We start from the raw sequence: 13,070 nt of genomic DNA on the forward strand, positions 1-13,070 counted from the left end.
TGCCCCGATCCTACGAAAGGGGCATACCGTCGCCGGTGCCGGAGCGGGTCAGCTCGCCTTGCGCTGGAACGAGTGCAGGAAGTCGGACAGATGCCAGTGGTGGACTTCCTTCTGCCCGCCCTCGGCCCCCACCCCGGCCGCGCCCCCGGCCCCGCTGTCGCTCCCAGCCGTCGGAACCTCCACCGGTCCGGCGGGCGGTGTGGGCTGCGGCCGGTGCGCGGCGTCACGGGCCGACGCGACCCGCCCCGGCCGCATGATCCGTATGACGTGGTTGTCGCAGTTCGAGCAGGCCGGCCGGGAGAGCGGCGAGGGCACGACCTGATCGTTCACCACGTACTGCACGAACTCCCGGCCGTCGGCGTCCACGTGGTGCTCTATCACGTACGACTGCTCCCACCCGTGCCCGCAGCGCATGCAGGCGAAGGAATACGACTCGTGCACGACGGCGATCTCACTCATGCCAGCTCCTGTGGTCCGCTGGATCGAGGGACGGGTGTGTCCCTTTCCTCAGTGGACGCCTCCACCGGCCCGAACGCACCAGGCCTGTCGAGTGTTGGATCCGATTTAGGCGTTCCTTGCCAAACCGCCCCGTCGACCCCTCCTGGCTTTGCTTTGCCGGGAGGGTGCTTTGCGCACCCATGGGGCGCACGCTCAGAGGAGATACGCCCTGCTCAGGAGCCCTGCGCGCCCCCTTGTACGCATCTCAGGAAGGGCCAGCAGGGCCCTTCCCGGATACCGCCCCGGATACCGCCCCCGATACTGCCCCGGATGCCGCGTTCTTCGCCGCCACCACCGCGTCGAACACCTCCCGTTTGGGCAGCCCCGCGTCGGCGGCCACCGCGGCGATCGCCTCCTTGCGCCGCTCCCCCGCCTCCTCGCGCACCCGCACCCGCCGCACGAGTTCCGCGGCGTCGAGTCCCTCGGCCCCCTTCTCCGGGGCGCCCTCTACGACGACGGTGATCTCGCCCCGTACGCCCTCCGCGGCCCACGCGGCCAGCTCACCCAGCCCACCGCGCCTGACCTCCTCGTACGTCTTGGTCAGCTCGCGGCAGACAGCGGCCCGCCGGTCGGCGCCGAACACCTCCGCCATCGCGGCGAGGGTGTCGTCGAGCCGGTGCGGGGCCTCGAAGTAGACGAGCGTGCGGCGCTCGCCCGCGACCTCCCGCAGCCGGGACAGCCGCTCGCCGGCCTTGCGCGGCAGGAACCCCTCGAAGCAGAACCGGTCGACCGGCAGCCCGGACAGCGCGAGTGCGGTGAGCACCGCGGACGGCCCCGGTACGGCGGTGACCCGGATGTCCTTCTCCACGGCCGCCGCGACCAGCCGGTACCCGGGATCGGACACGGACGGCATCCCCGCGTCGGTCACCAGCAGCACCCGCGCGCCGCCCACCAGTTCCTCGACCAGCTCAGGCGTCCGGGCGGCCTCGTTGCCCTCGAAGTACGAGACGACCCTCCCCTTGGGCGTCACCCCGAGCGCCTGCGTCAGACGACGCAGCCGCCGGGTGTCCTCGGCGGCGACGACGTCGGCACCGGCCAGCTCCTCCGCGAGCCGGGGCGGAGCGTCGGAGACGTCACCGATGGGAGTGCCGGCGAGGACCAGGGTTCCGGGCGTAACTGTCACGTTTCCATCCTCGCAGGGGCGGAGAGGCAGGACGCACACGGCACGGTTCCCTACGATGGCGCGGTGACCAGTACCGCGTCCTCCACGGACACCCGGCAGGACCAGGCCCCCCAGGACCAACGGCCGTCGTGGCAGCAGCGACTGCGCCGTTTCGGATACACGGCGGGGCCCAGCAGCGACGTACGCGACCGTCTGGTGCCGCCGTACGTACAGCCCAGCCCGCGGCTGTGGCGGATCCCGGGGGCGCCCGGGCCGTTCGCCGAGCGGCTGACCCGCTGGTCCGGCTGGGGCGGTCCGCTGCTGGTGACGCTGTTCGCGGGCATCATGCGCTTCTACCACCTGGGCAGCCCGAAGGCGGTGATATTCGACGAGACGTACTACGCGAAGGACGCGTGGGCGCTCGTCCACCGCGGCTTCGAGGTCAACTGGGACAAGAAAGTCAACGACCTGATCCTGTCGAGCAACGGGAACGTGCCGGTGCCGACGGGCGCGGCGTACGTCGTGCACCCGCCGGTCGGCAAGTACGTCATCGGGCTCGGCGAGCTGATGTTCGGGTTCAACCCGTTCGGCTGGCGGTTCATGACCGCGCTGCTCGGCACCCTGTCGATCCTGCTGCTGTGCCGGATCGGGCGCCGGATCTTCCGCTCGACCTTCCTCGGCTGCCTGGCCGGCGCGCTGATGGCGGTGGACGGCCTGGCGTTCGTGATGGCCCGCACCTCGCTGCTCGACGGCGTGCTGATGTTCTTCGTGCTGGCCGCGTTCGGCTGTCTGGTCATCGACCGCGACAAGACCCGTGAGAAACTCGCCGCCGCGCTCCCGGTGGACGCGCACGGCCGGGCCCGCCCCGACGCGCACATCGCGGAGACCCTCCGCTTCGGGTGGCGCCCCTGGCGCTGGCTGGCGGGCCTGCTGCTGGGCCTGGCGATCGGCACCAAGTGGAACGGCTTCTACGTGCTGGCCGCCTTCTGCGTGCTGGCGGTGCTGTGGGACGTCGGCACCCGCAAGGTCGCGGGCGCGGGCCGCCCGTACGCGGCGGTGCTCAGGCGGGACCTCGGACTGGCGTTCCTCGCCACCGTCCCGGTCGCGATCGCCACGTACATCCTGTCCTGGCTGGGCTGGATCCTCTCCCCCGCGAACGGCAGCGGCGGCTACTACCGCAACTGGGCGACCGCCAACGGCAGGAGCAGCAGCTGGTCCTGGCTCTTCCCGGACTGGTGGCTCAGCCTGTGGCACTACGAGCACGAGGTCTACGACTTCAACATCAACCTCTCCTCGCCGCACACGTACCAGTCCAACCCGTGGAGCTGGCTCGTCACCGGCCGCCCGGTCTCGTACTTCTACGAGTCCCCCGCGCCCGGCAAGGACGGCTGCCCCCTCGACGCGGGCGAGAAGTGCGCCCGTGAGGTCCTCGCCCTCGGCACGCCCCTGCTGTGGTGGACGGCCTGCTTCGCGATCCTGTACGTGCTGTGGCGCTGGTTCTTCCGCCGCGACTGGCGCGCGGGCGCGATCGCCTGCGGTATCGCGGCCGGCTACCTTCCCTGGTTCCTCTACCAGGACCGCACGATCTTCTTCTTCTACACGATCGTCTTCGTCCCGTTCCTCTGCCTGGCCGTCACCATGCTCCTCGGCGCGATCATCGGCCCCCCGGGCTCCACCGACACCCGCCGCGTCGTGGGCGCCACGGGCGCGGGCATCCTGGTCCTGCTGATCGCCTGGAACTTCATCTACTTCTGGCCGATCTACACGGGCACCACGATCCCGATCGACCAGTGGCGGTCGCGGATGTGGCTGGATACCTGGGTCTAGCTAGCCGTTCGGTCGGCGTACGGCCGAGATCAGGCCGCCGGGCCGTTCCTCCCGCCGGGGCGGGGTGCTGATCGGGCGGCCGTAGGCGGCGGCGCGCTCGCGCAGGGTGTGGCCCTCGGCCTCCCACCCGTGCCCGGCCAGCCAGCCGACCGGGTCGTCGGGCATCTCCGAGACCCACATGGACGCGGCCGATCCCGGTCCGGCGTCCGCGCCGAAGCGGTCGATCACCCCGCGCGAGCCCAGGGTCAGCCCCATCCGGCTGCCGGGTGCGGAGCCGGCGCCGATCCGGGTCAGCAGCAGCTCCACCGCGTCCTCGGGCAGGTAGATCAGCAGCCCTTCGGCGATCCACACCGTCGGCAGCGCGGGGTCGTGCCCGGCGGCGGCCAACGCAGCGGGCCAGTCCTCGCGCAGATCCACCGGGACGGTGATCCGGGTGCAGCGCGGGACGGCCCGCTCCTGGCGCAGCACCGAGGCCTTGAAGTCCAGCGGCTCGGCGGTGTCGACCTCGAACAGCCGGGTGCCCTCGGGCCAGTCCATCCGGAAGGCCCGGCTGTCCATGCCCGCGCCGAGCAGCACGACCTGCCGGACGCCGGCCGCGGAGGCCTGCTCCAGCAGGTCGTCGAGGAACTTGGTCCTGATGATGATGGAGAACGCCACGCCCAGCCGGCGCCGCCGGGAGGCCTCGTCCCCGCTCGGCGGCGGGGCCGAGTCCGGCCCGAGCCCGCCGGCGGTGGCGAAGGCCAGCGCCAGCGGGTCATGGAACAAGGCGTTCTCCCGCGCGGTCTCCCGGGCCCGTACCCGGGCCACCCCGACCGCCGTGGCCCACACTCCGGACGGCTGTACCCGCCCCTGCCCCTCAGTCATCTCAGCAGCCTAGCGCGATGGCCGCCAAGCTCACGGAGCCCAACTGGTGCCCCGACCGGGAAGGTTCACCTGCGCAGCAGCGGTACCGTCCGTGCATGACTCAGCTTCCTTTCAGCGTGGACGCGCTGGTGGTACGTACTGACTTTTCCAGTGACGCCGCGTGGGATGCCCTCCGGGCGGCGTTGTCCACTCCGAACGAGGACGACTTCCTGGCGAACGTCGAACTCGTCGACGACAGGCGATTCGCGGACGTGCTGCCCGAGGACGCGATAGGTCTGCTGTCGGCCGAGTACGAGCACCCGCTCCTCATCCTGGCGGACAAGCAGGCCCTGGCCTCTGAGGAGCTGCCGCTCCTGGTCATAGGTCTGCGGGCGGAACGTGGGCAACGCTTCCGGGTCGTGGCGGAGTGGCTGTGGAGCGTCGAGAACAACCTGGCGATATCGAACATGGACTTCAAGGAGTTCGCTTCTGCCGTTGAGGACGACGGGGTTCTCCGAGGCTTTTGAGCGTCTGCCGTCACACCGCCGCTGCACCAGGGCAGCTCGGCCGCCTGTCCTCGGACAGGCGGGCATCGGCTTGACTCCGACCGGGCCGGCACCCCTGCCCGAGAGATCACCCACCCGCAGTTGTTACGTGTCGGAGTCGAGCTCAGGGGATGTCGGACTCAGGGGATGTCGATATCGGCCCAGACGACCTTGCCGGGTCCAGGGCGGTCGTTGACGCCCCAACGGGAGGCGAGCACGTCGACGATGACGAGGCCACGGCCGTGGTCGGTGGTCGGGTCTGTGGCGCCGGCCGCGGGCAGCTGTGCGGCGACGTGGCGGTCGCCCCGGGCGTCCGCGACCTCGATGCGGAGTGCGTCTGTACGGTGCTCAAGGCGGAGGGCGAAGTCACGGCCCGGTACGCGTGCGTGGAGTACGGCATTGGAAGCCAGCTCGGCCACGACGAGGGCCACGTTGTCGGAGACGTCCGATCCGAACGGAATGCCCCAGACGTCGAGTTGGTACGTGGCGAGGTGACGGGCGAGGCGGGCGCCGCGCCGGGTCGCGCTGAGCTGCTGGAAGAACATACGTACGGTGACGCCTGGTTGGGCCTGAGGTGCGGTCATGCGGTCCAGCGTCACGGGAGAGAGGGCGGCTCAACAGGCACGACACTGGTACAGCCGCGACTGGGTGGGTTCACCGAGTGGACAGGGTGGGTGACAGTCCGTGACCCTGGATGAGTTGATGTCTCAATGACGTACGTGGGAGGTGGGCCGGGCCTGTCGGACGGCGTCGCGAGCTGTGAACCGCAAGTGTCGGACGGCCTCAAGAGCTTCGGCGCGGTCCTGAAAGCGTTGCGTGAGGAAGCGGGCCTGACCCAGGAGGAGTTCGCGCCGCTGGTGCGGTACTCGGTGCATGCGGTGGCCAAGCTGGAACAGGGGAAGCGGTTCCCGTCGGTGAGGTTCATCGATCGGGCGGGGACGGCTCTTGAGGCCCCGAGGGTTCTCAAGGCGGCGGCACGGCATCTGACGCGGAGGCAGGGGCTGGCGTCATGGTTCGTACAGTGGGCGGGGATCGAGGAGGAGGCGATCTCGCTGTACGCGTATGAGTGCCGTGCGATTCCTGGGTTGTTGCAGCCGGAGGCTTACGCACGGGCGGTCTTCCTCAGCAGCTTGCCTCCGCTGACTGATGAACAACTTGAACGGCAGGTCGAAGCGCGGCTCGAACGCCAGCGTCTCCTGTCCGAGAAGCAGAACGTGGCCTTCAGCTTCATCATCGAGCAGGCTCTGCTTGAACGCCGGACGGGCGGAGACGAAGTCACCGGCATCCTCATCGACTACTTGCTCAAGCAGGCCGAACTCCGCAACGTCCAGCTTCAGATCATGCCTCTGCGCCAGGACGATCACGCTGGTCTCGACGGCCCCATGTACCTGGCGGAGTCTCCGGAGAACCAGTGGTTCGGCTACTTCGAGGGCCAGCAGGGAAGTGCCCTGATCGCCAGCCCGCAAGACACCAGCGCCCTCCTTCAGCGCTATGGCAAGATGCGCTCGCAGGCCCTCAGCCACGAGGCGACCGTGGGCCTGTTGAAGGAGATGCGAGGAGCGCTATGAGCACCACCGAGCTGACTTGGTTCAAGAGCAGCTACAGCGGGACACAGGGCGACAACTGTGTTGAGGTCGCCATGGCCGGAGCCGTCCACATCCGCGATTCCAAGCAGAAGGAGGGCGAAGACCTTGCCCTCTCTCCCACCGCTTGGTCGAAGTTCGTCGCCTACGCGGCTGACGCCCGAGTCTGACACCCGCCCAACGTCCGTAGGGCTGCCGAAATTCTGGACTCCGGCAGCCCTACTGCCACGACTGCCACGTTCCGGCTGCTCGACGTCGAGGGCGGACTGCTCCGAGGCGCTCGCCTTCGTCGAGACGGCAGCCTTACGCCCCCGCGCCACTGCCGCACCCAGGCCAGGCCGTGACATGACATGACATGACATGACCAGCCTGATGACGAACTACATGTGGCTGGATACCTGGGTCTGACAGTCGGAAAAATCTCTCACCTGGTGTCACACCATGCGCATAGAGTGCGGGGAAGCGCGCCTTTCTGAACGCGTTCAGAAGATGCGGGGAAGGCGCTACGGGGACGCTACGGGGAGGGGAACGCCCTATGGGCAGGGGGGTCAAGGCCGCCGTCATCGGTGGTGTGTTCGTCGTGATGGTGGGTGGGGGCGGGTACGGGGCGTACAACTTCGTGTCCGCGTTGAACGGGGAGAACACCGGTAGCGCGGGGCCCGCGCCCGTCAAGAGCGGGCCGCCCAGCGCGGACGAGGTCGAGAAGACGTCCGCCAAGTTCTTGGCGGCCTGGGAGAAGGGGCAGGCGGCGAGTGCGGCGGGGTACACGAACAACGCCGCGGCGGCCGGGCCGCTGCTGACGGCGTACAGCCAGAGCGCCCACGTCAGCGACGTGCGGATCACCCCCGGTAGGGCGTCCGGCGCCACCGTGCCCTACGCGGTGACGGCGAAGGTGGCCTACGACGGGAAGTCCAAGCCGCTGGCGTACAAGAGCGAGCTGACCGTCGTGCGCGGGGTCAGCACCGGGCGGCCCCTGGTCGACTGGCAGCCCTCGGTGATCCACCCCGAGCTGGGGCGGGACGACACCCTCGTCACCGGTGAGGCGGCGAACCCGCCGATCGAGGCCGTGGACCGCGACGGCACCGTGCTGACGAAGGCGAAGTACCCCTCCCTCGGCCCGATCCTGGACACCCTGCGCGCCAAGTACGGCGACAAGGCCGGCGGCACCCCCGGCATCGAACTGGTGATCCGGCACGCCGACGAGGACGCCGCGGACACCCCGCTGCTGACCCTCGCCAAGGGCGAGCCGGGCAAGCTGCGGACCACGCTCAGCGCGAGCGCGCAGGCCGCGGCCGAGACGGCGGTCGAGCAGTACGCCAACTCGTCGCTCGTCGCCGTCAAACCCAGCACCGGTGAGGTACTGGCGGTGGCCAACCACCGCGAGGACGCCTTCAACGCGGCCTTCCAGGGCACGGCCGCGCCCGGCTCCACCATGAAGATCATCACTGCGGCCATGCTCATCGACAACGGGGTGACCTCGATGAACGGCCCCGCGCCCTGCACGAACGACGCCATGTGGCAGGGCCAGACCTTCAAGAACCTCAAGGGCATGCAGCCCAACGAGAACGCCACGCTCGCCAACAGCTTCATGCGGTCCTGCAACACGGCCTTCATCAAGCTGATGGACGAGGAGCCGCTCACCGACGAGTCGCTGGCCACGGAGGCCCGGACCCGGTTCGGGCTCGGCATGGACTGGAAGACCGGCGTCGCCTCCGTCGACGGCAAGGTCCCCGCCGTCAGCGGCCCGGACCGCGCGGCGGGCGCGATAGGCCAGGGCCAGGTCCAGCTGAACCCGCTGAACATGGCCTCCGTGACGGCCACCGCCATCACCGGCGCCTTCCGCCAGCCCTACCTGGTCCCGCCCGAGCTCGACGACCGCCAACTGGCCACCGCCAAGGGCCTGCCGCCCGCCACCACGTCCCAGCTCAAGCAGATGATGCGGCTGACCGCGACCCAGGGCACCGCCGCGCAGGCGATGGCCGGGCTCGGCGGGGACATCGGCGCGAAGACCGGTTCCGCCGAGGTCGACGGACAGACCGTGTCCAACAGTTGGTTCACCGGATTCCGCAACGACGTGGCAGCGGCGGCCATGACGGAGGAGGGCGGTCACGGCGGCGACGCGGCCGGTCCGATTGTCGCAGCTGTGCTACGAGCTGCCGGCTGAGACCACCCACGCCGGACGGGACTCTAGGCTGGGGCCGTCGTTGTCGTGGATGAGGGCTGGGCCGCCAGGGCCCCGAGATGACCCTGGGGATTTCGCGGAGGAACGAAGGCTGTGGGTAACAGAAGGCGCGTCGCCGAGCGACGGACGACCGAGAGACGGACGACCGAGAGACGGACGACCAAGCCCGCCGTGGTCGGCGGGCTGATCGCCGTGGTCGTCGGCGGCGTCGGCTTCGGCGCCTACGCGCTGTTCGGCGGCGGGGAGGCGGCCGACGACCGGACACAGTCGACGTCCTCGAGCGCCGACCAGAAGGCCAAGGCCATCCCGAGCGGCCCGCTGTCGGCGACCGAGGTCACCACCACGGCCCGGACGTTCCTCACCGCCTGGCAACAGGGCAGGGTCCCGCAGGCCGCCGCCGTCACGAACGACACCGCGGCGGCCACCACCCTGCTCACCGGCAACGCCAAGAACGCCCACCTCAAGGACCTCACCGTCACCGCGGGCACCCGCACCGGCGCCAAGGTTCCCTTCTCCGTGAAGGCCACGGTGTCGTACAAGGGCACCGAGAAGCCGCTGACGTACGAGAGCGCGCTCACCGTCGTCCGTGACACCACCGACGGGAAGCCGCGGGTCGACTGGCGCTCCTCGGTCGTCCACCCCGACCTCCAGGACGGCGACATCCTCGTCACCGGCGAGTCCGGAACCCCGCCGATCAAGGCGGTCGACCGGGACGGCGGCGAGATCACCACCGCCAGGTACCCGTCGCTGGGCCCGGTCCTGGACGGGCTGCGCGAGAAGTACGGCAAGACGGCGGGCGGCAAGGCGGGCGTCGAGCTCAGGGTGGTCCGCGACCCGTCCGCGAAGTCGTCGAAGTCGTCGAAGTCGTCGAAGTCGTCGAACGGGTCGAATTCGTCTTCGTCGAATGCGTCGAAGGCGTCCGACAAGACACTGCTGGAGCTCAGCAAGGGCACGCCGGGCACGGTGAAGACGACCCTGAACCCGACGCTCCAGGCGGCTGCGGAACGGCAGGTCGCCAAGAAGGCACGGTCGTCGGTCGTGGTGCTGCGGCCCTCGACCGGCGAGATCCTGGCCGCCGCGAACGCCTCCCGCGGCTTCAACACCGCCTTCCAGGGCTCCCTCGCGCCCGGCTCCACGATGAAGGTCATCACCTCCTCGCTGCTGATCGAGAAGAAACTGGCCTCGCCGGACAAAAAGCACCCCTGCCCGAAGTACTTCACGTACGGCGGCTGGAAGTTCCAGAACGACGACAAGTTCGAGATCAAGGGCGGCACCTTCAAGGCGAGCTTCGCCCGCTCCTGCAACACCGCCTTCATCAGCCAGGCCCCGAAGCTGGACAACGACGACCTGACGCAGCAGGCCCAGCAGGTGTTCGGCCTGTCCATGAACAACTGGGCCATCGGGGTGCCGACCTTCGACGGTTCGGTGCCGGTGCAGACCGCGGCCCAGAAGGCGGCGTCGCTGATCGGTCAGGGCGCGGTCCGGATGAACCCGCTGAACATGGCGTCGGTGTCGGCGACCATCGAGTCGGGCACCTTCAAACAGCCCTACCTGGTGTCCCCGACGGCCGACAACCGCAAGCTCGCCTCCGCCTCCCGCACGATGTCCTCGGACACGCTGTCGAAGCTGCGCGACCTGATGTCGTACACGGCGTCCTCCGGCACGGCGGCCGAGGCGATGTCCGGGGTCACCGGCAACGTCGGCGCGAAGACCGGGTCGGCGGAAGTCGACGGCCAGAAGAAGCCGAACGGGTGGTTCACCGCCTACCGGGGCGACCTCGCGTCCGCCGGCGTGGTCCAGCAGGGCGGCCACGGCGGTGACACGGCGGGGCCGATCGTGGCGTCACTGCTGAAGATGGGGGGCTGACTCCACCCCGGGGCCCACCGAGGTCTCCCGGGGCCCGCCGAGGTCTCCCGGGGCCCCATGGCGGTCTCCTGGGATCCCGCCGACGTCCACCGCTGTCCCACCGAGGTCTCCGGGGAGTCCCGCCGAGGACTCCCGCTATCCCACCGAGGTCTCCCGGGAGTCCGCCGAGGTCTCGTGCGTTCCCGCGGACGTCTCCCGCGTTCCCACCGGCGTGGCCATGTACGTCCGGCGCAGGAACCTGAGCAGGGCCTTCGTCTCGAACTGCACCACACAGACGCCCTCGGCGGAGTGGAACTCGACCACGGCCTGCACGCGCCCGCACGGCCACACGCGGACCTCTCCGCTGCCGGCCGGGACGCGCAGACCCTGTTCGAGGAGCGAGCGCGAGAAGGTCCACTCGGGGGAATCGGGCAGGCGGATCCGTACCGAACCCGGGTCGTTCGCGGGGTCGTAGCGCAGGACGACCGGAACGGCCTCGTCTCCCTCTTGGGGGAGGTCGGCGTCCGTGACGATGTGAGCTCGCGCGTACTGTTCGACTACGGACATCGTGACGACCCTCTCGCGCTGCGTAACCTGTACGGAAGTCCTGCGGCCTCTGGGCTTCCAGCGTCGCACATTTCCGGGATCCCGCCCGCGAGGGCGAAGATGCTGTTCCTCACGTCGACGGGACGTTTTGCGCTGCTCTTCCGCCCCTTCCCCTTCCTCCTCCCTTCACTCCTCCCGTCCCCCCTCCCGTCCCCCCTCCCTTCCCTCTTCGTTCCTCCACGCTCTTGCGAACTATTCGCAACAAGCCACTATCATCGACCCGTGCATGTGCCTGACGGATTCATCAACGCGCCCGTATCCGCCGCGACCGGAGTCGTCGCCGCCGGCGCCGTCGCCGTGAGCCTGCGCGGCGCCCGCCGCGAACTCGACGAACGCACCGCGCCACTGGCCGGCCTGGTGGCCGCGTTCATCTTCGCCGTGCAGATGCTCAACTTCCCCGTCGCGGCGGGGACCAGCGGACATCTCCTCGGCGGCGGGCTCGCCGCGATCCTCGTCGGCCCTTACACCGGGGTCCTGTGTGTCTCCGTCGTCCTGCTGATGCAGAGCATCCTCTTCGCGGACGGCGGCCTGACCGCGCTCGGCGTGAACGTCACCGACATGGCGATCGTCACGACGGTCGTCGCGTACGCCGTCTTCCGCGGCCTGGTGAAGGTCCTGCCCCGCACGCGCCGGTCGGTGACGGTCGCCTCCTTCGTCGCCGCCCTGCTCTCGGTGCCGGCCGCGGCCCTCGCCTTCACCCTCCTGTACGCGGTCGGCGGGACCACGGAGGTCGCCATCGGCAAGGTCGCCACCGCGATGATCGGTGTGCACGTCCTGATCGGCATCGGCGAGGCCGCGATCACCGCGCTGACCGTCGGCGCCGTCATCGCCGTACGCCCGGACCTGGTGTACGGCGCCCGGGGCCTCCAGCAGAAGCTGAAGCTGCGGGTGAACGGCGAACTCGTCGACGTACCGGACGCTCAGCCGGTCCCCGTCGCCGCCCGTTCGCACCGCAAGGTGTGGATCACGGGCCTGGCGGCCTCCCTCGTGCTGGCCGGATTCGTCAGCTTCTACGCCTCCTCCCACCCCGACGGCCTGGAGAAGGTCGCCGCCGACAAGGGCATCGACCAGCGGACGAAGGAGCACGCGACCGCCGACTCCCCGCTCGCCGACTACGGCGTCAGGGACATCGAGGACGCCCGCCTCTCCAGCGGCCTCGCGGGCGTGATCGGCGTCGGCGTCACGGTCGTCGCGGGCAGCACGGTGTTCTGGGCGGTGCGCAGGCGTCGTACGAACGACACCTCCGCCACCTCTCCCGTCAGCACGGGCGTCTGACGTGGGGGCCGGGCACGCGCACAAGCTCTACCGGCACGGGCACTCGCCGGTGCACGCCCTGCCGCCGCACGCGAAGCTCTCGGCGACCTTCGCCTTCGTGGTGGTCGTGGTCTCGACCCCGCGGGAGGCGATGTGGGCGTTCGGCCTGTACGCCGTACTGCTGGCCTGCGTCGCCCGGGCGGCCCGCGTCCCCGGCGGCTTCCTGCTCAAGCGGCTGCTGATCGAGGTCCCGTTCGTCGCCTTCGCGGTGCTGATGCCGTTCGTGGCGGAGGGCGAGCGGGTCGAGGTACTGGGGCTCTCGCTGAGCGTGAACGGCCTGTGGGGCGCCTGGAACGTACTCGCCAAGGGCACCCTCGGCGTCGCCGCCTCCGTGCTCCTCGCGTCCACCACCGAACTGCGCGAACTCCTGCTGGGGCTCCAGCGGTTGAAGCTCCCGCCGCTGCTCGTGCAGATCGCGTCCTTCATGATCCGGTACGGCGATGTCATCACCGACGAGATGCGGCGGATGCGGATCGCCCGGGAGTCCCGGGGCTTCGAGGCCCGGGGTGTGAAGCACTGGGGCGTCCTCGCGAAATCGGCGGGCGCGCTGTTCATCCGCTCCTACGAGCGCGGAGAGCGGGTCCACCTGGCCATGGTCAGCCGGGGGTACGCCGGGTCCATGCCGGTGATCGACGAGGTGACCGCGTCCCGGGCGCAGTGGTCGTACGCCCTCACCCTCCCGTTCGTCGCCCTCGTCGTCTGCGTGCTGGGATGGGCTCTGTGAC

13 protein-coding genes are annotated in these 13,070 nt (G+C 69.9%); 8 read left to right on the forward strand and 5 right to left on the reverse strand.

The annotated features are described in order from the left end of the window. Positions 1 to 48: 48 nt before the first annotated feature. Both M2271_RS28305 and rsmI read right to left on the reverse strand, forming a co-directional pair. On the reverse strand, positions 49 to 459 hold the full coding sequence (locus M2271_RS28305; protein ID WP_280890182.1) for a hypothetical protein: 411 nt from the start codon (positions 457 to 459) through the stop codon (positions 49 to 51). A 244-nt stretch (positions 460 to 703) separates the two neighbouring features. After that, positions 704 to 1,621 (reverse strand): 16S rRNA (cytidine(1402)-2'-O)-methyltransferase, encoded by a 918-nt coding sequence (gene rsmI / locus M2271_RS28310; RefSeq protein WP_280890183.1) that lies wholly within the window; start codon positions 1,619 to 1,621, stop codon positions 704 to 706. A 63-nt stretch (positions 1,622 to 1,684) separates the two neighbouring features. Here rsmI and M2271_RS28315 point away from each other — a divergent pair, with 63 nt between their 5' ends. Further along, the gene (locus M2271_RS28315; RefSeq protein WP_280890184.1) at positions 1,685 to 3,427 is read left to right on the forward strand and encodes a phospholipid carrier-dependent glycosyltransferase; all 1,743 of its coding nucleotides are present in this window, start codon (positions 1,685 to 1,687) and stop codon (positions 3,425 to 3,427) included. Here M2271_RS28315 and M2271_RS28320 read toward each other — a convergent pair whose 3' ends face one another. Next, complete coding sequence (locus tag M2271_RS28320) at positions 3,428 to 4,291, reverse strand: class I SAM-dependent methyltransferase (protein WP_280890185.1); 864 nt, start codon at positions 4,289 to 4,291, stop codon at positions 3,428 to 3,430. A gap of 95 nt (positions 4,292 to 4,386) precedes the next feature. Here M2271_RS28320 and M2271_RS28325 point away from each other — a divergent pair, with 95 nt between their 5' ends. Next, entirely contained in the window at positions 4,387 to 4,797 is a 411-nt protein-coding gene (locus M2271_RS28325) for a hypothetical protein (RefSeq protein WP_280890186.1), read from the forward strand. A gap of 158 nt (positions 4,798 to 4,955) precedes the next feature. Here M2271_RS28325 and M2271_RS28330 read toward each other — a convergent pair whose 3' ends face one another. Then, positions 4,956 to 5,399, reverse strand: coding sequence for an ATP-binding protein (locus tag M2271_RS28330; protein WP_280890187.1), 444 nt, complete (start codon positions 5,397 to 5,399; stop codon positions 4,956 to 4,958). Between the two features lie 126 nt (positions 5,400 to 5,525). On the opposite strand from M2271_RS28330, the gene M2271_RS28335 reads away from it, so the two are divergent. From M2271_RS28335 to M2271_RS28350, 4 genes are all read left to right on the forward strand, one after another. Beyond that, entirely contained in the window at positions 5,526 to 6,383 is an 858-nt protein-coding gene (locus M2271_RS28335) for a helix-turn-helix transcriptional regulator (RefSeq protein WP_280890188.1), read from the forward strand. Then, positions 6,380 to 6,568 carry a DUF397 domain-containing protein gene (locus tag M2271_RS28340; RefSeq protein WP_280890189.1) on the forward strand — a complete coding sequence of 63 codons (189 nt, stop codon included), beginning with the start codon at positions 6,380 to 6,382 and terminating at the stop codon, positions 6,566 to 6,568. The genes M2271_RS28335 and M2271_RS28340 overlap by 4 nt, the downstream gene beginning before the upstream one ends. 365 nt (positions 6,569 to 6,933) lie before the next feature. Continuing rightward, positions 6,934 to 8,562, forward strand: coding sequence for a penicillin-binding transpeptidase domain-containing protein (locus M2271_RS28345; RefSeq protein ID WP_280890190.1), 1,629 nt, complete (start codon positions 6,934 to 6,936; stop codon positions 8,560 to 8,562). 111 nt (positions 8,563 to 8,673) lie between these two features. After that, positions 8,674 to 10,446: a penicillin-binding transpeptidase domain-containing protein gene (locus M2271_RS28350; RefSeq protein ID WP_280890191.1), complete on the forward strand. Its 1,773-nt coding sequence runs from the start codon at positions 8,674 to 8,676 to the stop codon at positions 10,444 to 10,446. Positions 10,447 to 10,581: 135 nt separating this feature from the next. Here M2271_RS28350 and M2271_RS28355 read toward each other — a convergent pair whose 3' ends face one another. Continuing rightward, positions 10,582 to 10,992, reverse strand: coding sequence for an SsgA family sporulation/cell division regulator (locus M2271_RS28355; protein ID WP_280890192.1), 411 nt, complete (start codon positions 10,990 to 10,992; stop codon positions 10,582 to 10,584). 261 nt (positions 10,993 to 11,253) lie between these two features. Here M2271_RS28355 and M2271_RS28360 point away from each other — a divergent pair, with 261 nt between their 5' ends. Beyond that, positions 11,254 to 12,306: an energy-coupling factor ABC transporter permease gene (locus tag M2271_RS28360; RefSeq protein ID WP_280890193.1), complete on the forward strand. Its 1,053-nt coding sequence runs from the start codon at positions 11,254 to 11,256 to the stop codon at positions 12,304 to 12,306. Between the two features lies 1 nt (position 12,307). Then, the gene (cbiQ, locus tag M2271_RS28365) at positions 12,308 to 13,069 is read left to right on the forward strand and encodes a cobalt ECF transporter T component CbiQ (protein ID WP_280890194.1); all 762 of its coding nucleotides are present in this window, start codon (positions 12,308 to 12,310) and stop codon (positions 13,067 to 13,069) included. Position 13,070: the final 1 nt, after the last annotated feature.

The sequence above is a fragment of the Streptomyces sp. LBL genome (genome assembly GCF_029893585.1).
In the GTDB taxonomy this organism is placed as follows: Bacteria; Actinomycetota; Actinomycetes; order Streptomycetales; family Streptomycetaceae; genus Streptomyces.